This window comes from Streptomyces sp. WP-1 (genome assembly GCF_030450125.1).
GTDB classification, from domain to species: domain Bacteria; phylum Actinomycetota; class Actinomycetes; order Streptomycetales; family Streptomycetaceae; genus Streptomyces; species Streptomyces incarnatus.
Genome location: NZ_CP123923.1, coordinates 4,975,215 through 4,996,706, shown reverse-complemented (window position 1 = coordinate 4,996,706; position 21,492 = coordinate 4,975,215). Strand labels below are relative to the sequence as shown.

Sequence of the window (21,492 nt, the reverse complement as noted above, 5' to 3'; positions counted from 1 at the left end):
ACGCTGAGTCGTGCACGAGACGGATGAGGGGGCGGCCGTGGCAGAGCCGATGGACGGGTCGGAACCGATCGCGGGCGTCTACGAAAAGCTGATCACGCATGACGTGCGTGATCAGCTGGCGCGGTTCGAGGCGGCCGGCTGGAGGGCCATCGATGCCGAGGTCAGCGCCGAGTCAGCGCCCCATGTCCTAGCTCGCCACATCGGTGATGCAGTCGGCCAGACATTGGCCCAGCTTCCAGCCGAGGAACGGGTCAAGGTGGCAAATCGTGTCCTTGAAGCGCTGGCAACGGCAAAGCCTTCGGATACGAGCAGCGCGGACGAAGCGTCCAGGGCCACGATTGTCGATGGCCCGCGGCAACTTTTGACATTGGCGAAGCAAGAAGCGCCCGGGGTATACGCCTTGCGTCCCCTGACCCCGCTGTCCGAGACCTCACTCATCACCAACTCGCCCGAAGACCTGAGTCTCGGCGCCGAGCTCAGGGCGGAGCTCGCCACGGCGGACCGCATCGACCTGCTCTGCGCGTTCGTGAAGTGGTACGGCATTCGCGTCCTGGAGGACTCCCTGCGTGCGGCGCGGGACCGCGGAGTGCCCATTCGTGTCATCACGACCACCTACATCGGCGCCACCGACCGCCAGGCACTCGACCGTCTGGTCCAGGACTTCGGCGCTACCGTCAAGGTCAACTACGAGATCCGCTCCACCCGGCTGCACGCCAAAGCCTGGCTCTTTAGGCGAAAGACGGGCTTTGACACCGCATACGTCGGCAGCTCGAACCTGTCGAAGGCGGCCCTGCTCGACGGGCTGGAGTGGAACGTACGGCTGTCATCCGTGGCGACACCTGCCGTGCTGAACAAGTTCGAGGCGACCTTTGACGCGTACTGGAACGACCCCGCCTTCGAGACATACGACCCCGACCTTCACGGCGCCCGCCTCGATGAAGCGCTGGCCCAGGCAAGTGGGGTCAGCTCCGGCGCAGAGGTAAAGATCAGCCTCTCTGGCCTTCAGGTACGCCCCTACCCCCACCAGCAGGACATGCTGGAACGGCTCACTGTCGAGCGGGAGCTTCGCGACCGGCATCGCAATCTCCTGGTCGCGGCAACCGGCACCGGGAAGACGGTGATGGCTGCACTGGACTATCGCAACCTGTGCCCCCGGGAAGGTGGCGCGGCCCGACCGCGGCTGCTGTTCGTGGCCCACCGCAAGGAGATCCTCAAGCAGTCGCTCCGCACTTACCGCGAGGTGTTGGACGATGCATCGTTTGGCGAGCTACTGCACGCAGGGCAGGACCCACGGGAGTGGAACCACGTCTTCGCCAGCGTCCAGTCCCTCAATGTTCGGCGCCTTGAGCAGTTGGCCCCCGATCACTTTGACATCATCGTCATTGACGAGTTCCACCACGCCACCGCCACCACCTACCGGCGAGTGATCGACCACTTCACGCCGAAGGAACTGCTGGGCCTGACAGCCACCCCGGAGCGGATGGATGGGCTCAACGTCCAGGACGAGTTCTTCGCGGGACGCATCGCTGCCGAGATGCGGCTCTGGGAAGCTTTGGAAAACGATCTCCTCTGCCCCTTCCACTATTTCGGCATCCCGGACGGCACGGATCTAACGAACCTTGGCTGGCAACAGGGTTCGTACACGGACCGGGACCTGGACAACCTCTATACCGGCAATCATGCGCGCGCCCGGATCGTGGTCAAACAGATCCGGGACAAGGTCTCCAACCCGGGTGCCATGCGGGCGCTGGGCTTCTGTGTGACCAAGGCGCACGCTCATTTCATGGCCGACTTCTTTCGGAAAGTCGGCTTCAACGCGGTGGCGCTCGACAGTGACTCGCCCGCCGAGGTGCGCTCCCGGGCGCTGGACGACCTGCGGAACGGCAAGCTTCAAGTGATCTTCTCGGTCGACCTGTTCAACGAGGGACTCGATATCCCCGACGTCGACACCCTGCTCCTCCTGCGCCCCACCAACAGCGCCACCATCTTTCTCCAGCAGCTGGGCCGAGGGCTCAGGCGAACCCCAGCGAAGCCTGTCCTCACGGTCCTTGACTTCATCGGACAGCACCGAGCCGAGTTCCGCTTTGAGGAACAGTTTCGCGCCCTGACCAATCTGTCCAGAAACCGGCTCCTGGAGCACATCCAGCACGACTTCCCTCAACTGCCATCCGGTTGTCAGATCATCCTGGAGGGCAAGTCGAAGGACCTCGTCATCGAGAACATCCGGACTCAGCTGGGTGCCACGGTGAAGACGCTAATGAAGGAGGTCAAGGATTACGGCACGCCTCGCCTCGCCGACTACCTCCGCGAGAGTCGTCGGGAGATCAAGGAGCTCTACAAGAGCGACAACTCATGGACGACGGTGCTGCGTCGCGCCGGCCTCATGGACGGAGCTGCATCCGCCGCAGAGGCTGCACTCCTCAAGCGCGTCCACGCCTTCCTCCATGTAGACGACCCAGACCGCGCCGACGCCTACCTGCGGCTCCTCCAGGACGATGCTCCGTCGTACGAGAGCCTGAGCCCAACCGACCAGTCGTACGCTCGCATGTTGTTCTTCAACCTCTGGGACAACGCGGGTGGCTTCACCAGCTACCAGGAGGGCCTGGAGACGCTGCGTACCCAGCGCGCGTTCCGGGATGAGCTCCGGCAGGTGCTTGCCCACGTCATGGAGCAGGCCGACCATGTCCCGCTCCCCTTGTCCGGCCATCTGAGCAAGGTCCCGCTGAGGGTGCACAGCGCCTACAACCGCTCGGAGATCCTCGCCGCCCTCGGCGTCGCCCGCTTCGGCGGCCAGATGCCCCGCTCCTTCGCCCAAGGAGTGCAATGGGTCGAAGAGCTGCAAACGGATGCTCTCCTGATCACCCTCGAAAAGAACGAACGGGACTTCTCACCCACCATCCGCTACAAGGACTACGCGCTGAGTCAGACCCTGTTCCACTGGGAGTCCCAGAACGCGACGGCCGCGAACTCCCCTACCGGTCTGCGTTACCAGCACCACGAGGAGCGCGGCAGCCACGTTCTCCTCTTCATGCGGCGCTACAAGAACACTGACATCGGTAAGCCTCATCCCTGGATGCTCCTGGGTCCCGCCACCTACGAACAGCACACCGGTAGCAAGCCCATGGCCATCACCTGGCGTCTGGAGAACCACCTGCCGGCCGACGTGTGGACCTATGCGGCCATCAACGCCGGCTAGTCGAGCATCTTCGCTGTCAGTGTGATCAGTTAATGTCAAGGTATGGGCATACCTTCGATCACCCCTGGGCAACTGACCACACGAGCAGAGATGGACAAGCTGTTCGGCGGAGGGAGTCAAGGGGGGATCATTTCTTCCACAACCACCCCAAACATCCTCATTTACGTCGACCACAACAGCGGTAAGAAGTACGGCTACGAGGACGGCTGGCTGGCGGAAGAAGACGAGCTTGGGCCGATCTTCGAGTACACCGGCCAGGGCACCAGCGGAGACCAAACGTTTCTGGGCCAGAGGGGCTCTCGAAACGCAGCTGTCTTGTACCACGCTGATCCCAAGAAGCCTAAGGCCCTGCACGTCTTCGTCGCGGATGGAAGGGTTCCCGGCTCGAAGTCCGGTGCCAAGCAGCAGCGGTACATCGGCGAGTTCACCTTGGACGTCGAGCAGCCCTACACCGTACGCGAGGCCCACGGCGAGCATGAAGCACAGCGCCTCATCATCGTCTTCCGCCTGCGCCCCACAGGTGCGTACCAGCGCCTCGCCAAGGATGCCGTCACGCGCGCGACTGAGACCGTCGCACAAAGGGTTCTGGCGACCGTCGCAGCGACGAGGCTGCCCGAGCCCGAGATGCCCGAGCTGAGGCCGGTCGCACCGAAGAGGCGGCGGGCCTCGGAAAGCAGGCGTGCGGCTCAGCCCAGCGTCATTGCGGAGCTCCGACAATCCGAACTGCGGGAAACATACCTCAAGGAGCTCATCGAGCAAGGACATGAGGTCTTTGCCTACGAGATAAAGATCGCCGACACCACGTCCATCCTCAAGACCGACCTCTACGACGCCACCACGCACGAGCTCTATTCGGTGCGAGGGGAGAGCTCCCGTGATGAGGTGCGGGCGGCGATAGGTCAACTCAAGGACTACGTGCGGCACATAAAGCCACATCGCCCCAAGCTGACCGCCCTGCTCCCTGGGAAGCCGCAGGACGACTTGATAGACCTTCTGCGCGCAGAGGAAATTGACCTCGCCTACCGGGCGGGTAACGGCTACAGCAGAATCCCGGCTAAGTAAGGTCTCCCCGCCGCCCTCTTGGAGCCACCATGCCAACCTCACCAGAGCATGAATACCTCTCAAATGCAGCACTCCACATCATGGAGAGCGCGTCGAACTCTGGCCTCTTCGGCTACACCGAAGGCCAGCGCAAACTCTTTGACTTCTCCTGCGATCTCAAACAAGACTGGTCGAAGGTCATCGTAGGGCAGACGCTATGGAAGCATGGCGGCGACGGAATCGACAAGGACCTCAGAACCCTGCTCAATGAGCGCGATATAGAAGCCGCCGTCTATATTGCGCGCCACGAAAGCAAGCTCCGCTCCCGCTTCGCCGAGGTGACCCAGTCCTACCTCGACACACCGATGCGGGACCGCCTGTCCCGCTTGCGGGTCTTCTGGGTCCCGGCAGACTTCAAGGCCAAGGACGAGAACGTCAAGGAGTCCATTTACAACGCCCTGAAGGAGGAGATCACCAAGGATCTCCTCCTTCATGTGACTCTCGGTGGCCTCACCTCGCGTGACACCACACGCTTCGCCTCCGCCAAGCGCCCCGGCCTCCCGATCGCCATTCTCTCCTACATCAAGAAGCATGGATACCGAAACAACACCAGGACCGCGAAGGATCTAGACAAAAACCCAAACGCGGTGAAGTACGAGACTGAACGACTCTTCATACTCGGATTCCTGGAGAGCGAGAGCCTCCAGGGCGGCATCTATCAAGTCACCGCGAGCGGCCAGGCGATACTCGATATCTGCTCACGCCTACGCGACTACCTCAAGGGAAACCTCGGCGAAGGGAACAAGAACGAAGAACTCGAACACATATGCAGCCTGCTAGGCATAGAGTACCCTTCGATACCGATAACAACGCCTCTTGTGGACAAGGACGTTGAACATCAACTGCAAAACCCCACCTTCCTCCTCTTGCAGCACGTGGCTCAAGCTGATTCAGATGGATCCGTGGACTGGCCTGCCCCTTACTTTGCATTGCCCTCGACGACGGATATTGCGGCCACGAGCTAGCGGAACCGACTCCCGTACTGGGCGTCAGGCAGTCACGCCATAGCCGCCAGCTCCGCCCTTCCGAACAACAGCGCATACCCTCGCGGCAGTTGAGACAGCACCTGGTCCGTCAGGGCGGGGCCGATCGTGGTGGAGAGGGCGGTCAGGACCGAGCTGACGTCCCAGCGGGCCGTTGCCGGGGTGGAGTCGGGGATCCGGGTGGACAGGGAGTCCACGAATTCTCGGGCCGTCAGGGGGTGGGGCAGGGGGATCTGGGAGGCGATCAGGTGGCCGGCCTCGGGGGGCAGGGACTGGGCCAGGGCGACGCGTTCGTCGCCGGTCAGGTGGGTGCCGAGGGCGGTGAGGACGGTGCGGGTGAGGCGTTCGGCCTGCGCCCGGGTCGGGTAGCCGCCCGTCTCGCGGACGGCCTCGGTCAGGTTCTCCCAGGTGGTCTTCGGGGTGTGCTCCGGCGCCCCCAGATCCTTCGAGGCGATCCTCCGGGCGTGCTCCGCCGCCCTCGGGTTCCCCACGGCAGGCTCCCGCACCGTCGGGCTCTCCCAGGCAGTCCCCGGAGCCGGCTCCCGCACCCTCGGGTTCCCCCAGGCTGGCTGCGGCGCCGTCGTGTTGTTCCCGGTGGTTCGCAGAGCGGGCTTCGGCACCGTCGTGGTCATCGTCAGGGCTCCTTCCGCGGGGCGCGCGGGTGTCCGGTACGTCCAGTGGTTCGGTACCCCGTCGCCGTACGGGTGGATCGGGACGGGTGGGCAAGTGTGCGGGGCCGAACGGGCCGGGGAGAGGCGGGACTTATGGGTACCGCCCCTCCCCGGAGGGGGTCAGCCGGCGAGCTGCTTGCGTTCGGGGGTGCCGCCGCTGATCTGGATGCGGCGCGGCTTCGCCCGTTCGGCGATCGGGATGCGCAGGGTCAGGACACCGGACTCGTAGGAGGCGTCGATGCGGTCCGTGTCGAGGGTGTCGCCGAGGAAGAGCTGCCGGGTGAACGTGCCCGTCGGCCGCTCCGCGACCACCGTCTGAGCGTCCTCCGGAATGGGGCCGCAGCGCTCGGCGCGGACATTGAGGACGTTGCGCTCGACGTCCAGCTCGATCGTCTCCGGAGCGACGCCGGGGAGGTCGAAGTGGACCAGGAATTCGTCACCGGAACGGTAGGCGTCCATCGGCATCGCCGACGGGCGGTTCGTGCTGCCGAGTACCTGCTGCGCGAGTCGGTCGAATTCGCGGAACGGGTCGGTACGCATGAGCATCACGGGTCACTCCCTTCTCAAGGTGCTGGGTGCGATGCCCTTACGGGTATTTATATAGCGCGCAGCCGGAAAGTTGACAAGCTGCGACTCAGGTTAGGTCAGCCCGTCCGCCCGCGCGTTAGCCTCGGCAGCCTCTACGACATTCGGAGGCATCCATGGCCAAGGTTCCCAGCGCTGTCGTCGCCGCGAGCGGGCTCGTCGGCGGGTACGGGGTCGCCCGGTGGACGAAGAAGCGGCCGCTCGGCGGGGCCGTGCTCGCCGTCGCCGGTGCCGCCGCCGCGCAGCAGTGGCGCAAGCAGGCCGGGAACGCGGCCGCCGGTGCGCTGACCGCCGCCTACGTCGGCGCCTTCGCCGGCTCCCACCCGCTCGCCAAGAAGGTCGGCGCCTGGCCCTCCGTCCTCGGCGTCGCCGGTGCCGTCGCCCTCGCCTCCTGGGCCGTCGCCGACCGCAGGGCCTGAGGCGGGGCCTGTACAGGGCCTACACAGGGCCTGAACGGACGGACGGACGGACGGCGGACGGGCCGCGCGGCTCCTCACGCCCTGCCCACCGCCGGCGGGCCCTGGGTGCCCGCGCCCGGACCCGGCGCCGCACCCTGCTCCACCGCCGTGAGCGGCGTCGCCACGTCCTCCAGCGACCGCCCCTCCGCCCGTACCGCCAGCGCCGCCGCCACCAGGCCCGCCGCGCACATCAGCGCCGCCCCGACGCAGAAGGCCAGGACCGTGTCGCCGACCCTGCCCGTGCCGGTGAGGTCGGCGAAGAGCAGCGGGCCGCTGATGCCGCCGGCCGCCGTACCCAGGGCGTAGAAGAAGGCGATGGACATCGCGCGCGTCTCCATCGGGAAGATCTCCGACACCGTCAGATACGCGCTGGACGCGCCCGCCGAGGCGAAGAAGAGCACCGCGCACCAGCACGCCGTCAGCGTCGTCGCGCTGAGCACGCCCCGGTCGAACAGCCACGCCGTGCCGAACAGCAGCAGACCCGACAGCAGATACGTCGAGGAGATCATCACCCGGCGGCCGACCGTGTCGAAGAGCTTGCCCAGCAGCAGCGGGCCGAAGAAGTTTCCGACGGCGATGACCGCGAAGTAGTAGCCCGTACGGTCCGTCGGCACCCCGAAGAACTTCGTCAGGATCGCGCCGAAGCCGAACGTGATCGCGTTGTACAGGAACGCCTGCCCGATGAAGAGGGAGAAACCGAGCACCGCGCGCTTGCGGTACCGCCCGAACACCGTGTGGGCGATCTCCCGGAAGGTGACGCTCTTACGCTGCTGGATGGCCAGGCGCGCGTCCGTCCCCGGCAGCCGGACGCCCTTCTCCGCCTCCACCTGCCGTTCGATGCCGGTGACGATCTCCTCCGCCTCCTCGTCCCGGCCGTGGATCAGCAGCCACCTCGGGCTCTCCGGGACGTGCCGCCGTACGAGCAGGATCACCAGCGCCAGTACGGCGCCCAGCGCGAAGGTCAGCCGCCAGCCCACGTTCATCGGCAGCAGGCCGGTGTTCAGCGCCAGGATGGACAGCAGCGAACCGCCCACCGCGCCCAGCCAGAAACTGCCGTTGATGATCAGATCGACGCGGCCCCGGTAGCGGGCCGGGATCAGCTCGTCGATCGCCGAGTTGATCGCCGCGTACTCGCCGCCGATGCCGAAGCCGGTCAGGAAGCGGAAGAGGAAGAACCACCAGGCTTCCCAGGAGACCGCGGTCAGGGCCGTCGCCACCAGATACACCGCCAGGGTGATCATGAACAGCTTCTTGCGGCCGTAACGGTCGGTCAGCCGGCCCCAGAACAGCGCGCCCACGCACGCGCCCGCGACGTACAGCGCGGCGGCCATGCCCGTGATCTGGCCGGATGTGATCGACAGACCGCTGCCCGGTTCGGCCAGACGGCTGGCGATGTTGCCGACGACCGTCACCTCCAGGCCGTCCAGGATCCATACGGTGCCGAGGCCGATCACGATCGTCCAGTGCCAGCGGGACCACGGGAGGCGGTCGAGGCGGGCCGGGATGTCGGTGGTGATGGTCCGGCCGCCACCAGCCGACCGGCCGCCGTCACCCGACCGGCCGCCGTCACCAGACCGGTCGGCATCACCCGACCGGCCGCCACCCCCCGACCAGCCAGCGCCACCCGGCCGGCCGCCGTCACCCGTCCGGCCACCCTCACCCGACCGACCGCCGTCACCCGTCCGGCCGTATCCACCGGCCTCCCGCGACGCCTTCTCGGCTCTTGTCATCGGCTCGCTCCTCGTCGAGGACGCCCCCCGGGACGGGGGGACGGCAGGACGACGGATACCCCCACGCCGCCGTTCCAGACGCCCGGGTGACCCGCCGTCAGCCACCCACCGCCCGCGACAACGTGAAGATCAGCAGCCCCGCCAGTGATCCCACCACCGTGCCATTGATCCGGATGAACTGCAGATCGCGCCCGATGTGCGCCTCGATCTTCCGGGTGGTGTGCTCGGCGTCCCAGCCCGCCACCGTGTCCGTGATCAACGAGGTGATCTCGGCCCGGTACGTGGTCACGACATGCACCGCCGCGCCCTCCAGCCAGCTGTCCACCTTCTCCTGCATCTTCGGCTCGCTCGCCATCCGCGCGCCCAGGGACAGCAGCGCCGACCGCAGCCGCGTCCGCAGCTCACTGCGCTCGTCCTCCGCCGCCGCGACGATCATCGACCGTACGGCCGTCCAGGCCGACGCGATCAGATCCTGCACCTCGCCCCGGCCCAGCACCTCACCCTTCAGCCGCTCCACCCGCGCCCGGGTCTCGGTGTCCGACTGGAGATCGGAGGCGAAATCGGTCAGGAAGCGGTCCAGCGCGCCACGCGCCGGATGGGACGGCATGTCCCGCATCTCCGCGCAGAAACGCAGCAACTCCTTGTAGACCCGCTCGCCGATCTTGCGGTCCACGAACCGCGGGGTCCAGCCCGGCGCCCCGCCCTGCACCGCCCCCATCACATTGTCGCCGTGCAGCACCAGCCAGTCATGGGCCCGCGAGACCACCAGGTCCACCGCCCGCTTGTGACCGCCGTCCGCGACAACCTTCTCCAGCATCTTGCCCAGCCCCGGCGCGATCTCCCGGGCCCCGGCCCGCCGCGTGATCGCCTCCCCCACCACCGCCTGCACATCCGAGTCCCGCAACACCGTGAGCGCACCGCGCAACGCCGTCGCCAGCTCCGCCGTCACCCGGTCCGCATGCTCCGGCTCGGCCAGCCAGGCACCCAGCCGGGCACCGATGCCGACGGCGCGCAGCCGCTGCCGTACGACGTCCTGGGACAGGAAGTTCTCCCCCACGAACTCGCCCAGCGAGACGCCCAGCTGGTCCTTCTTGGTCGGGATGATCGCGGTGTGCGGGATCGGCAGCCCCAGGGGATGCCGGAACAGCGCGGTCACCGCGAACCAGTCCGCCAGCGCGCCCACCATGCCCGCCTCCGCCGCCGCCGAGACGTAGTCCGCCCACGCCCCGGCGCCCGCGTTCCCGGCCAGCTTGGACAGGACGTAGACCACCGCCACGAACAGCAGCAGACCCGTCGCGGTCAGTTTCATCCGCCGCACCCCGCGCCGACGCTCCTCGTCGGCCGGGGTGAAGGCCGTCATCGTCCGGTACGACGACGACGCGGCCGGTCCGGCAGTTCCGGTCTCGGTAGGTTCCATCAGCTCCACCCGTTCGGTGATCCCGCGCACAATTGTCCCCTCCTGACCGACTCCCGGAACGGAACAGGAGTTCCCGGCGTCTGTTCAGGCGGGGACCTGGGCCCTGGGCCCCGACGGTGCGGCCCGGCCCATGAAGCATCATGGACCCATCAAGATCGGAGCCCGGAGGTCCCTCCCCCGAGGAGACCCGGAACTCCCCTCCCGAGGAGAACGGCACGAGCGTGACCACGCGCCCCGACGGAGCCCCCGAGGCCCCCCGCGCACAGCACCGCACCAAGTACCTCGCCCTGCTCGGCGCGCTCGTCGCGCTGGTGGTGGCCGTCAGCACCGGTATCTACGTCACCGCGACGACCGGCGACCACACCGCCCGCGGCACCCTCGCCGACGACCGCCCGCACCACGGCTCCGCCGCACCCGCGTCCACCGGCACCTGGGTCGGCTCCTGGGCCGGCGCCCCCGTCGGCGGCGAACCGGGCACCGAGACGGCCGGCCTCGCGGGCCGCTCCGTGCGCAACGTCGTCCACGCGGACGCCGGGGGTACGAGTGCCCGGATCACGCTCTCCAACCTCTACGGCCAGACACCGCTGGACATCACCCACGCCACCCTCGCGCTGTCCGCGGGCGACGCCACCGCGGCGGCCGACGCGGACACCATGCGGCGGCTCACCTTCGGGGGCGCCACCGGCGTCGTCATACCCGCGGGCGAACAGGTCGTCAGCGACGCGGTGCGCCTGCTCATACCCCACGACACCGACGTCCTCGTCACCACGTACTCCCCCACCCCCTCCGGGCCGGTCACCTACCACCCGCACGCGCAGCAGACGTCGTACGTCGCCGCCGGGGACCGCACCGAGGACTCCACCGGTGCCCCCTACACCCGACGGACGCCGTACTGGCGGTATCTGACCGCGCTGGACGTGCTCAGCAACGAGGCCGACGGCACGGTCGTCGTCTTCGGCGACTCCATCACCGACGGCATCACCTCCACCGTCGGCGCCAACCGTCGCTGGCCCGACGTCCTCGGCGACCGGCTGCGCTCCGCCCTCGCGGGCGGGCAGCGGCTGCCGCGCTACAGCGTCGTCAACGAGGGCATCAGCGGCAACCAGGTCCTCGCCGACGGGCTCGGCCGCCCCGCGGAGAACCAGAGCGGACTGAACCGCTTCGGGCGCGACGCGCTCTCCCGCACCGACGTCAAGGTGGTCGTCATCGACCTCGGCATCAACGACATCCTGCGCGACCCGCGTCTCGACGGCCCCGACCGCATCCTCACCGGCCTGCGCACCCTGGTCCGCGAGGCCCACGCGCGCGGGCTGAAGGTCGTAGGGGCGACCCTGATGCCGTTCCAGGGCCACCGGGGCTGGACCCCCGCCCGGGAGGCCGTGCGCCGGCAGATCAACGCGCAGATCCGCGCGGGCCGGGTGTACGACGCGGTCACCGACTTCGACAAGGCGCTGCGCGACCCCTACGACCCCCGCCGCCTGCGCCCCGACTACGACTCGGGCGACCATCTCCACCCCAGCGACCTCGGCTTCGCCACGATGGCCAAGGTGTTCGACCTGCGGACCCTGAAAGGGGGCGGGCAGGCGGAGTTGTGAGTCGGGACGACCGGGGCGGACGGCGGCTGGCTGAAAGCCGGCGTCGGCGACCGGACGGCGGCGCCGGTGGCAGGTGTCGGCGAGCACGGCAAGTGTCGGCTGCGGAAGCAGATGGGACGGCCGCCAGCCGGCACCGGTGGCGTGTCGCGGCGGGCGCGGCCAGGCGTCAGAGCCTCGGAAGCGGGCGCGGCAGGTGTCGGCTGCGGAAGCGGGTGGGCACGGCGGCCGGAAGCTGGCGCCAGTGGTGGAGGGCGAGTGCCGGGCGGCGGGTGCGGCGGGCGTCGGTACTCGGAGACGGACGTCCGCGGTCGGAGGCAGGCGTCGAGCGCATCGATGTTCGGAGCCGCCGTCGACGGTCAGGCGCGGGCGTCGGCGCTCGGGGGCCGGCGTCGGCAGGCAGGCGCGGCGAGGAATACTGGGCGGCATGACCCGCCTGATCCTCGCCACCCGTAACGCCGGAAAGATCACCGAGCTGAGGGCCATCCTGGCCGATGCCGGGCTCCCTCATGAGCTGATCGGCGCCGATGCCTACCCCGAGATCCCCGACGTCAAGGAGACCGGCGTCACCTTCGCCGAGAACGCCCTGCTCAAGGCGCACGCCCTCGCGCAGGCCACCGGGCTGCCGGCGATCGCCGACGACTCCGGCCTGTGCGTGGACGTCATGAACGGCGCCCCCGGCATCTTCTCCGCCCGCTGGGCCGGGCGGCACGGCGACGACCAGGCCAACCTCGACCTGCTTCTCGCGCAGATCGGCGACATCGCCGAGGAACACCGCGCGGCCCACTTCGCCTGCGCCGCCGCGCTGGCCCTGCCGGACGGCACGGAACGCGTGGTGGAGGGCCAACTCCGCGGCACCCTGCGGCACGCCCCCGCCGGCACGAACGGCTTCGGCTACGACCCGATCCTCCAGCCCGACGGCGACACCCGCACCTGCGCCGAGCTGACCGCCGACGAGAAGAACGCCATCAGCCACCGCGGCAAGGCGTTCCGGGCACTGGTACCGGTGGTGCGGGAGCTGCTCGGCTGAACCTATGGAGCGGCCCCGCACCTTTGAAACGAAGGTGCGGGGCCGCTTCTGCTGGTGCGCCCGGTCGGATTCGAACCGACAACACCAGGTTCCTAAGACCTGTCTCTCTACCAATTGGAGTACGGGCGCGAGCCGTGACCTCACTTTACCGGGAGTGAGTATGCCCTCGCCGACCGCCTCGGCACCAGGTGCTCGTGGTCGTATGGCAATTGGGACACAGCAGCCGCAGGTTCTCCCGCCGGTCGTCGCTCCAGTCCCCGTCGATGTGGTCGACCTCCAGCGTCATCGGCTCCCCGAACCACTCGGAACCGATACCGCACTCGGCACACCGCTCCGGCACGCCCACCTCGCGCAGCGCGCGGCGCAGCAGGCGGGTACGTGTCCGACGCCGGCCGTCGTGCTCGACCAGGATGTCCTCGGGGCTCTTCGAGCGGTCGGAGTGGGTCGTGCCACGCTGGTGCGCCTGCCCGAGGAAGTGCGCGGTGGAGATGCCCTCTTCGGCGATCCATCCACGCAGCAGCGCGCGCTGTGAGCCGGTGACGGGGTGCTGAAGGCGGTGCAGTGTCCCCGCGAAGGAGATCGACTCGGCCACCGCGGCACGCAGTTCCAGGGCAGCGGGGCGGGCTTCGCACCTGATCCGGACGGCGCCGTGGTCGAAGTGCGAGATGTCGATGCCGAAGTGGGCGAATCGCTTGGCGAGGTGGCGGCGGGCATCGGCGTAGGGCCGGGTGCCGAGGAAGGCGATCACCTCGTCCAGGCTCGCGCACTGTTCGGCGGCCTCTGCCAGCCGCTCACGCGTGTACCGCACGCCGCTGCTCACAGGGCGCCGGGCCCTGTGTGCCGCCCCTTGCCCCGGCCCCGGTAAGTGTCCGTGACCGAATGGCAGTTGGGGCAGAGGAAGCGGAGGTTCTCGATGCGGTTGTTCCGCCAGTTGCCGTCGATGTGGTCGACCTCCAGCGGGAGCGGGCGGCCCCGCCACACCGGGTCCGTGCCGCAGCGGGCGCAGCGTTCCTCCACACCCATCTCGTTCATCGCCCTCTTGAGTCGCCGTCCCGGGACGCGCGCGGCATGCTCCGAGGTGTTCTCGACCAGGATCTCCTCGGCGGTTCGGCGGCGCCGGTTGTCCCTCATCCGCTCGGTACGCACCACGGACGTGAAATGCGTGGTGTCGAGTCCGTACGCCCTGATCCGCCGGGCGATGTTGGTCTGGTGGCCGCCCACGGAGTCGAGCCCAAGCCGCCGTACCACCTCGTTGACGCTGGTGGAGGCCGCCACCACCGGTTCAAGGATCGCGCGCGTCCACTTCGTGCCCTCCCGCTGGAAGTGCGACGCGTCCACCCCGAGCTTCTTCATGCGCCGCGCGATGTAGTCCCGCGTCGGACTCCTCGGATCCACCCCCAGCCTCTCCAACGCCTCCGACAACGTCCGTGCGCCGCGAGCCGCCTCCTCCAGCCGCTCCTTGGTGTACGCGCTGGCCCCCATCGAGTCCCCCTCCGGTACGGGCAGGTGTTCGTTGTTCGCATGGAGCAACGAACCGTCTGGCGGACGGTCACGGGGGGACAGGAAAGCGGCCCGCGCCAGGACCACCTGGTGCGGGCCGCCGTGAGAGAGAAAGAGAACCGCTCAGATACCCAGATCCTTGATGATCTTGGCTACATGGCCGGTCGCGCGGACGTTGTAGAAGGCGTGGGAGATCTTGCCGTCCTCGTCGACGACGAACGTGGAGCGGATGATGCCCATGTAGGTCTTGCCGTAGTTCTTCTTCTCGCCGAAGGCGGCGTAGGACTCGGCGGCCTTCTTGTCGGGGTCGGCGACGAGGGTGACCTTGAGGGACTCCTTCTCACGGAACTTGGCAAGCTTTTCCGGGGTGTCCGGGGAGATGCCGATGACGTCGTAGCCGGCGCCGGCCAGCAGGTCGAGGTTGTCGGTGAAGTCGCAGGCCTGCTTGGTGCAGCCCGGGGTAAGCGCCGCGGGGTAGAAGTACACGATGACCTTGCGGCCCTTGTGGTCCGCGAGGGAGACCTCGTTACCGTCGGCGTCCGGAAGGGTGAAGGCGGGGGCCACGTCCCCCGGCTGGAGTCGCTCGCTCATCGGAACAGCCTAACCGGGGCCCCTTGCGGTGCGGCGCGGGCCGGAGCTGACAGACTGTCCGGAACAGGACAGCAGATTTCGGCAGACTTCGGAGGCCGTACGGTGGCGGACACGGCGGACACCAGAACCCCGGCGCAGATCGAGGCGGACATCAGGCGCCGCCGCGAAGTGCTGGCCGAGACGCTCGACGAGATCGGGGTGCGGGTGCACCCGAAGACGATCGTCGGGGACGCGAAGGCCAAGGCGGTGGCCAATATCGATCACACCGTTGGGCGTGCGTATGTGCAGGTCAACCGGATGGTGAGCGAGGTCAGGGCGCAGTTCACGGACGAGGACGGCCGGCTGCGCGCGGAGCGGGTCGTGCCGGCCGCGCTCGTGGTCGTCGGGGTGGTGGGCCTCGTCGCCCTGTCCCGGCGGCGCGGGCGCTGACACCACGAGCGCCGGTACGGACGATGGCCACCCAGGGGGCCACGAGCGCGGGGAAGGCAGGTAGGTTCGAGGCGTGAGCGCCAAGAGACACGAGCAGAGCACCCCGCAGCACGACAAGCTGCCCATCCGGATGCTGCACGACCGGGTGCTGGTCAAGCAGGAGACCGGTGAGGGCGAGCGGCGGTCGGGGGGCGGCATTCTGATTCCCGCCACCGCGGCGGTCGGACGCCGGCTGGCCTGGGCCGAGGTCGTCGCGGTCGGCCAGAACGTACGGACCGTGGAGCCCGGCGACCGCGTCCTGTTCGACCCGGAGGACCGGGCCGAGGTCGAGGTGCGGGGCGTGGCGTACGTGCTCATGCGCGAGCGCGACCTGCATGCCGTGGCCGCGGACCGCTTCGAGGGCTCGGAGGACTCGACCGGGCTGTATCTGTGAGGCCGTAGCGGCCCCATGAGCGAGGAAGAGGGCTGGTGACCGTGGTCACCAGCCCTCTTCCTCGTGTTTTTGCTAGGTTCGGGAGTGAGCCCGACGAGACGCGCCGTACCGGGATGCAGGCAAAGACGACGCACCGCGGAAGAAGCGTCGTACGTCTCGGAGGTGGCCGTCGTGGCCTGGGTTCTGCTTGTCGTGGCCGGTCTGCTGGAAGTGGGCTGGTCGATCGGGATGAAGTACAGCGAGGGTTTCACCCGGCCGGTGCCCAGTGTGCTCACCGGTGCCGGGATCGTCGCCAGCATGGTGCTGCTGTCGTACGCGGCCCGGTCCCTGCCCATCGGTACCGCCTACGGGGTGTGGGTCGGTATCGGCGCGGCCGGGGCGGCGGTGCTCGGCATGGTGGTGCTCGGTGAGCCGGTCACCGCCGCCCGGATCTTCTTCGTGTGCCTGCTGCTGGTCGCCGTGGTGGGGCTGAAGGCGACCAGCGGCTGAGGCGCGGCTCAGGTGCCGGGGCCGCCGGGGCCGGTCCCGGCGATGGTGCCGGTGCCGCCGCCGGCCGCGGCACCGCCGCCGCCGTCCGCCGGTGTGCCGCCGCCACCGCCCTGGCCGCCGCCTTGGCCGCCGCCCGCCGCGGCTCCGCCGTTGGGGCTGCCGCCCGCGGCGCCGCCGTCGCCCGGGTCGGTGCCGCCCGTCGCGGTGCCACCCGTGGCGGCGCCGCCGTCGGCCGCACCGCCGGTCGCCGCGCCGCCGTCGGCCGGGGTGCCGGTGGTGCCGCCGTCGGAGGGGGTGCCGCTCGGGGTGCCGCCGGGCTCGGTGGTGCCGCCGGTGTCGCTGCCGTCCGTGCCGGCGGACGCGCTGGGGTCGCCGGGGCCGGGCGGCTGCGGCTGGTCCGCGCCTTCCTGGAGCTGGAGGTCGAAGGAGGAGGCCGGGGTGTTCTTCAGGGCGTCGTGGGTGTACTGGGCCCAGATCTGGGTGGGCGGGCCGCCGCCGTTCATACGGGCCTGGCCGAGCGCGCCGTACAGCGGCATGTGCTTGGCCGTCACCGGGTCCTGGCCCATCACGGAGACCACCGTGGCGAGGTCGGGGGTGTAGCCGGCGAACCAGGCGGCGGTGTCGTTCTCCGCGGTACCGGTCTTGCCGGCCGCCGGGCGGCCCGCGCCCTGCGCGGCGGTGGCGGTGCCGCCCTGGACCACGCTCTTCAGCATGGCGGTGGTGGTGTCGGCGGCGGCGCGGCTGACGGCCTGCTTGACGGAGGTGTCGGGCAGCTTGATCTCGTCGGTGCCGTTGCGGGTGATCTTCTTGACCATGGTGTACGTGCCGTGCTTGCCGTGGTTGGCGAGCGTGGCGTAGCCCTCGGCCATGTCCAGGACGCTGGCGGTGGCGGGGCCGAGCGCGATGGACGGGTACGGCTGGAGGTCCGGGGTGTCGGCGGGGATGCCCAGGTCGATCGCGGTCTGCTTGACCTTGCTCGGGCCGACGTCGACGGCCATCTGCGCGTACACCGCGTTCACCGAGAGGTCGGTGGCCTTGGTGACGGTGATCTGACCGTACGACTTCTGGTCTTCGTTCTGCGGGGCGTAGGCGCCGCCGTTCCAGCCCTGTACGGGGCGCTCGTTGGTGCCGTCGTACTGGGTGTTCGGGGTGATGCGGCGGCCGTCCTCGGTGGTGGACCCGTTCTGCACCGCGGAGGTGAAGACGAACGGCTTGAAGGTGGAGCCGACCTGGAAGTCACCGCGGGTCGCGCCGTTGGTGTACTGCTTCACGTAGTCGATGCCGCCGTACATCGCGACGACCTGGCCGGTCTTCGGGTCGACGGAGGCGCCGCCCGCGCGGACGTAGCTGTCGACCTTGTTGTTCTTCTTGTCCAGCTTGGAGACCAGCTGGTCGTTCACCGCCTTGACGAAGGCGTCCTGCTTGCCCTTCTGGATGGTGGTGGTGATGCGGTAGCCGCCGGCTTCGAGCTGGTCGGAGTCGAGGATGTGGTTCGCGATCAGGTAGTGCTTGACGGCGTCCACGAGGTAGCCGCGCTGGCCGGACATGCCGGTGGACAGCGTCTGCTCCTTGGGCATCGGGAACTTCATCCCGGTGCGCTCGGACTGGCTGAGCCAGCCCTGCTTGACCATGCCGTCCAGGACGTAGTTCCAGCGGGCCACGGCCGCGGACCTGTTCTCCGGGTGCGCGACGACGTCGTACTCGCTGGGCGCGTTGACGAGCGCGGCGAGGTAGGCGGCGCGGGCCGGGTCGAGGTCCTTGGCGTCGCGGCCGTAGTAGGCCTGGGCGGCGGCCTGGATGCCGTAGGCGTTGCGGCCGAAGTAGCTGGTGTTGAGGTAGCCCTCCAGGATCTCGTCCTTGGACTTGTTCCGGTCGAGCTTGATCGAGATGAAGAACTCCTTGGCCTTACGGGTGACCGTCTGTTCCTGGGCCAGGTAGTAGTTCTTCACGTACTGCTGGGTGATCGTGGAGCCGGACTGCTTGCCCTTGCCGGTCGCGGTGTTCCAGGCGGCGCGGAGCATCGCCTTGGGGTCGATGGCGGACTCGGTGTAGAAGTCGCGGTCCTCGGCGGCCAGTACGGCGTGCTGGGCGTCCTTGGAGACCTCGGCGAGGGTGACCTTCTCCCGGTTCACCTGGCTGTCGCGGGTGTCGCGGGCGATCTGGGAGCCGTCGGCGTAGAGGTAGACGTTCGCCTGCTTGGTGGCGAGGGCGTTGGCGGGCGGGATGTCGACGAGCGAGTAGCCCACGAAGAACAGCCCGATGACCGCGAGCACCAGGAAGACGAAGGTGCCGAGCGTCATCTTCCAGGTCGGTACGAAGCGCCGCCATCCGGTGCGCTTGGGCTTCTTGGCCTTCTTCTTGCCCTTGCCCTTGCCGTCGTCCGCGCCGGTGCCGGTGGAGGTGTCCGAGCCGGAAGGGGGCGTCTGGCCGGGGGTCGGGCCGGTGCCGGTGCCGGCACGGGGGCCGGAGGCGGCGCCGTTGGCGGCGGTCGCGGCACCGGCGGTACCGGCAGCACCGGCGGCACCCGCCGCCTTCGCCGTGCCGGCCGCGCCGAGGGCTCCCGCGGCGGCCGCGCCCGCCGTGCCCGCGGCGCGGGCGGAGGGGCCGCCCGGCCGGGAGCCGGTCGTGTGGCCGGTGGGTCCGCTCGCGGGCGATCCGGTCGCGGACGTACCCGCCGTGCCGGGGCCGCCGGGCTCGCCCTTGCGCGGGGCGTTGACGCGGCGGAGCACCTGGGTGGTCTCGGGCGCCGGGGCGTCCTGACCGGACTTGCCCGACTGACCGGGCTTGCCGGGACCCTTCGCGGAGCCCTGGGGATCCCGGGGCGGTGTGATGCGGCGCAGCACCTGGGTGCTCTCGGCCGGCTGCTCGGGCGTCCGGGCGCCCGGAACCTGCGGCTTGCCGGTGCCGGCGGGCTTGCCGGACTCGCCGCGCTCGGCGGTGCCCTCGCCCTCGGCGGCCGTGGCCGCGCCCTTCTCGGTACGGGCGTCCCGCGCCGCCTGCCGGGCGCGGGCGACGGAGGCCGTACGGTCCTGGGGCGCGGGCACGGAACGGCGCGCGGCGTCGGCCGCCGCCCCGGAGTCCCGGGCCGCCCCGCGGTCACCGGCGGGCGTGCCCTCGGCCGCACCCTGGGTCCTGTCGGCGCCCCGGGTCTTGTCGGCGTCCTGCGCCTTACCGGAGGCATCGGCGCGCCCCTCGGGCTTCCGGGAACCCTCGGGCTTCCGAGAAGCCTCGCGCTTCTGCGGACCCTCGGGCCTCCCGGTCTTCCCGGCCCCCTCAGGTCGCTCCGGTCCCTCGGCCGTCTCCGCCTCCTCGTCCCTCCCCGATTCCTCGGTGTCCTTCACTCGGCCGGCCCCCTCCGACGGGGTGGCGGGGGAGCCCGGCGTCGGGCTCCCGGGCCTCGCAGCCGGCAGCGGCTTATCCGGTGCCACGCCTTCGTTCGGCTGCTGCGGCTGTGGCTCGTCGCTCATGTCGTGCACGGACTCCTGTTTCGCGTCGTACGTTCCCGTACGCCTCGTACGCCTTCTGCGCCCCCCGTTTGAAGACTCTCGCACCTGGCGTTCCGTTCCCGGATTCCGGCACGCTTCGGCCACAAAATGCGTGGCAGGCCGCCGGGCCTCCGGACTAGGCTCCTGCGCTTCGGTGTCGAGCGGTCCGAGGAGGTCGACTGACGTGGGCGCGGGACGGTTGTACGCGGCCGTCGCGTTAGGGGGATTCAGACGGTACGCGACGTATAAGGCCGCCACTGCGGCAGGGGTCTTCACCAACACGGTCTTCGGACTCATTCTCGTCTACACCTACAAGGCCCTATGGGACCTGAAACCGCATCTGGGGGGATACGACCAGGCGCAGGCCGTCACCTATGTGTGGCTCGGTCAGGCCTTCCTGTCGACGCTCGCGATCAGCGGCGGGGGCGTCGAGGACGAACTGATGGAACGCATCCGGACGGGGGACGTGGCGATCGACCTGTACCGGCCGGCCGACCTCCAGCTGTGGTGGCTCTCCGCCGACCTGGGCCGGGCGTTCTTCCAGCTGCTGGGGCGGGGCGTGGTCCCCTTCGTCTTCGGCGCGCTGGTCTTCCCGGCGTACCTGCCGGCGAGCCCGGCCACCTGGGCGGCGTTCCTGCTGGCCGTGCTGCTGGCGATGCTGGTCGGCTTCGGCATCCGCTATCTGGTGGCGCTGAGCGCGTTCTGGCTGCTGGACGGCACCGGGGTGAGCCAGATGACGTGGCTGCTCGGCTACTTCTGCTCGGGGATGCTGCTGCCGCTGAACGTGTTCCCGGGGGCGCTCGGTACCGTCGTACGCGCCCTGCCCTGGTCCTCGCTCCTCCAGGCGCCCGCCGACATCCTGCTCGGGCACGGGGACCCGCTGCGCACGTATCTGTTCCAGGGGGCGTGGGCCGTGGTGCTGCTGGGTGCCGGGCGGCTGCTCCAGTCGGTGGCGACGCGGCGGGTGGTGGTGCAGGGTGGCTGAGCGCGGGCGGCTCGCGGAGGGGGCGCGGGCGTACGGGCTGATCGCCGGGATGTGGATCCGGTCGACGATGGCGTACCGGGCGTCGTTCGCCATGACCACGTTCGGGAGTTTCGCGGCGACCTTCTTCGACTTCGTCGCGATCATGCTGATGTTCTCGCGGGTGCGTGCCCTCGGCGGCTGGACGCTGCCCGAAGTGGCGTTCCTGTACGGCCTGTCGGCGGTCTCCTTCGGTCTGGCGGACCTGGTGATCGGCTCGATGGACCGGCTGGGCCGGCGGCTGCGGGACGGCACGCTGGACGCGCTGCTGGTGCGGCCGGCGCCGATACTGGCGCAGGTGGCGGCGGACCGGTTCGCGCTGCGCCGCCTCGGCCGGGTCACCCAGGGCTCGCTGGTGCTGGGCTGGGCGCTGACCCGGCTGGACGTCGGCTGGAGCGTGGACCGGCTGCTGCTGATGCCGGTGGCGCTGCTCGCGGGGTGCGGGATCTTCTGCGCGGTGTTCGTGGCGGGCGCGGCCTTCCAGTTCGTGGCGCAGGACGCGGCCGAGGTGCAGAACGCGTTCACGTACGGCGGTACGACGCTGCTCCAGTACCCGCCGACGGTGTTCGGCCGGGAGCTGGTGCGCGGGGTGACGTTCGTGCTGCCGCTGGCCTTCGTCAACTGGCTGCCCGCGAGCTACATCCTCGGGCGGCCGTATCCGCTGGACCTGCCGGGCTGGGTGGCGTGGACGACGCCGCTGGTGGCGGCGGGCTGCTGCGCGCTGGCCGGGCTGGCCTGGCGGGCGGGACTTCGTTCGTACCGGAGCACAGGGAGCTAGGAC

At 69.4% G+C, this 21,492-nt stretch carries 19 protein-coding genes, 1 tRNA gene and 1 riboswitch; of the genes, 11 read left to right on the top strand and 9 right to left on the bottom strand.

The window, feature by feature from the left end; genetic code table 11:
• Window positions 1–49 precede the first annotated feature (49 nt).
• From QHG49_RS21950 to QHG49_RS21940, 3 genes are all read left to right on the top strand, one after another.
• Window positions 50–3,196, top strand: coding sequence for a DUF3427 domain-containing protein (locus tag QHG49_RS21950; protein WP_301492887.1), 3,147 nt, complete (start codon window positions 50–52; stop codon window positions 3,194–3,196).
• A 90-nt stretch (window positions 3,197–3,286) separates the two neighbouring features.
• On the top strand, window positions 3,287–4,258 hold the full coding sequence (locus QHG49_RS21945; RefSeq protein WP_301490852.1) for a hypothetical protein: 972 nt from the start codon (window positions 3,287–3,289) through the stop codon (window positions 4,256–4,258).
• Between the two features lie 29 nt (window positions 4,259–4,287).
• A complete protein-coding gene (locus tag QHG49_RS21940; RefSeq protein ID WP_301490851.1) occupies window positions 4,288–5,262 on the top strand; it encodes a hypothetical protein in 975 nt (324 codons plus the stop codon).
• Between the two features lie 32 nt (window positions 5,263–5,294).
• Here QHG49_RS21940 and QHG49_RS21935 read toward each other — a convergent pair whose 3' ends face one another.
• The gene (locus QHG49_RS21935; protein WP_370530495.1) at window positions 5,295–5,771 is read right to left on the bottom strand and encodes a DUF2267 domain-containing protein; all 477 of its coding nucleotides are present in this window, start codon (window positions 5,769–5,771) and stop codon (window positions 5,295–5,297) included.
• Window positions 5,772–6,071: 300 nt separating this feature from the next.
• Window positions 6,072–6,497, bottom strand: a complete 426-nt coding sequence (locus QHG49_RS21930) for an Hsp20/alpha crystallin family protein (protein WP_301490850.1) — start codon at window positions 6,495–6,497, stop codon at window positions 6,072–6,074.
• A 155-nt stretch (window positions 6,498–6,652) separates the two neighbouring features.
• Here QHG49_RS21930 and QHG49_RS21925 point away from each other — a divergent pair, with 155 nt between their 5' ends.
• Window positions 6,653–6,955: a hypothetical protein gene (locus QHG49_RS21925; RefSeq protein ID WP_145485304.1), complete on the top strand. Its 303-nt coding sequence runs from the start codon at window positions 6,653–6,655 to the stop codon at window positions 6,953–6,955.
• 74 nt (window positions 6,956–7,029) lie between these two features.
• Here the strand turns inward: QHG49_RS21925 and QHG49_RS21920 are convergent, their stop codons facing one another.
• Window positions 7,030–8,511 carry an MFS transporter gene (locus QHG49_RS21920; RefSeq protein WP_159708207.1) on the bottom strand — a complete coding sequence of 494 codons (1,482 nt, stop codon included), beginning with the start codon at window positions 8,509–8,511 and terminating at the stop codon, window positions 7,030–7,032.
• A gap of 310 nt (window positions 8,512–8,821) precedes the next feature.
• Entirely contained in the window at window positions 8,822–10,141 is a 1,320-nt protein-coding gene (locus tag QHG49_RS21915; protein ID WP_301492884.1) for a DUF445 domain-containing protein, read from the bottom strand.
• A gap of 221 nt (window positions 10,142–10,362) precedes the next feature.
• Here QHG49_RS21915 and QHG49_RS21910 point away from each other — a divergent pair, with 221 nt between their 5' ends.
• Both QHG49_RS21910 and rdgB read left to right on the top strand, forming a co-directional pair.
• Complete coding sequence (locus QHG49_RS21910; protein WP_370530494.1) at window positions 10,363–11,736, top strand: SGNH/GDSL hydrolase family protein; 1,374 nt, start codon at window positions 10,363–10,365, stop codon at window positions 11,734–11,736.
• Window positions 11,737–12,160: 424 nt separating this feature from the next.
• Entirely contained in the window at window positions 12,161–12,763 is a 603-nt protein-coding gene (gene rdgB / locus QHG49_RS21905) for an RdgB/HAM1 family non-canonical purine NTP pyrophosphatase (RefSeq protein WP_159701746.1), read from the top strand.
• A gap of 52 nt (window positions 12,764–12,815) precedes the next feature.
• On the opposite strand, the gene QHG49_RS21900 is transcribed toward rdgB, so the two are convergent.
• From QHG49_RS21900 to bcp, 4 genes are all read right to left on the bottom strand, one after another.
• Window positions 12,816–12,892 (bottom strand) — tRNA-Leu (locus tag QHG49_RS21900).
• Window positions 12,893–12,908: 16 nt separating this feature from the next.
• Complete coding sequence (locus QHG49_RS21895; RefSeq protein ID WP_301490848.1) at window positions 12,909–13,571, bottom strand: HNH endonuclease; 663 nt, start codon at window positions 13,569–13,571, stop codon at window positions 12,909–12,911.
• 8 nt (window positions 13,572–13,579) lie between these two features.
• Complete coding sequence (locus QHG49_RS21890; RefSeq protein WP_301490846.1) at window positions 13,580–14,245, bottom strand: HNH endonuclease; 666 nt, start codon at window positions 14,243–14,245, stop codon at window positions 13,580–13,582.
• A 141-nt stretch (window positions 14,246–14,386) separates the two neighbouring features.
• A complete protein-coding gene (bcp, locus tag QHG49_RS21885; protein ID WP_145485298.1) occupies window positions 14,387–14,854 on the bottom strand; it encodes a thioredoxin-dependent thiol peroxidase in 468 nt (155 codons plus the stop codon).
• A 102-nt stretch (window positions 14,855–14,956) separates the two neighbouring features.
• Here bcp and QHG49_RS21880 point away from each other — a divergent pair, with 102 nt between their 5' ends.
• The 3 genes from QHG49_RS21880 (at window position 14,957) to QHG49_RS21870 (ending at window position 16,205) form a co-directional block, all read left to right on the top strand.
• Entirely contained in the window at window positions 14,957–15,283 is a 327-nt protein-coding gene (locus tag QHG49_RS21880) for a DUF3618 domain-containing protein (protein ID WP_145485297.1), read from the top strand.
• Window positions 15,284–15,356: 73 nt separating this feature from the next.
• On the top strand, window positions 15,357–15,716 hold the full coding sequence (locus QHG49_RS21875) for a co-chaperone GroES (protein WP_037651486.1): 360 nt from the start codon (window positions 15,357–15,359) through the stop codon (window positions 15,714–15,716).
• A 65-nt stretch (window positions 15,717–15,781) separates the two neighbouring features.
• A riboswitch (guanidine-III (ykkC-III) riboswitch) is annotated at window positions 15,782–15,851 on the top strand.
• Window positions 15,852–15,887: 36 nt separating this feature from the next.
• On the top strand, window positions 15,888–16,205 hold the full coding sequence (locus tag QHG49_RS21870; RefSeq protein ID WP_085568544.1) for a multidrug efflux SMR transporter: 318 nt from the start codon (window positions 15,888–15,890) through the stop codon (window positions 16,203–16,205).
• Between the two features lie 8 nt (window positions 16,206–16,213).
• Here the strand turns inward: QHG49_RS21870 and QHG49_RS21865 are convergent, their stop codons facing one another.
• Window positions 16,214–19,048, bottom strand: a complete 2,835-nt coding sequence (locus QHG49_RS21865) for a transglycosylase domain-containing protein (RefSeq protein ID WP_301492881.1) — start codon at window positions 19,046–19,048, stop codon at window positions 16,214–16,216.
• A gap of 826 nt (window positions 19,049–19,874) precedes the next feature.
• Between QHG49_RS21865 and QHG49_RS21860 the strand changes: the two genes are divergently transcribed.
• On the top strand, window positions 19,875–20,675 hold the full coding sequence (locus QHG49_RS21860; RefSeq protein WP_159701755.1) for an ABC-2 family transporter protein: 801 nt from the start codon (window positions 19,875–19,877) through the stop codon (window positions 20,673–20,675).
• A gap of 49 nt (window positions 20,676–20,724) precedes the next feature.
• Window positions 20,725–21,489 (top strand): ABC transporter permease, encoded by a 765-nt coding sequence (locus QHG49_RS21855; protein ID WP_159708213.1) that lies wholly within the window; start codon window positions 20,725–20,727, stop codon window positions 21,487–21,489.
• The last annotated feature ends 3 nt before the right edge of the window (window positions 21,490–21,492 follow it).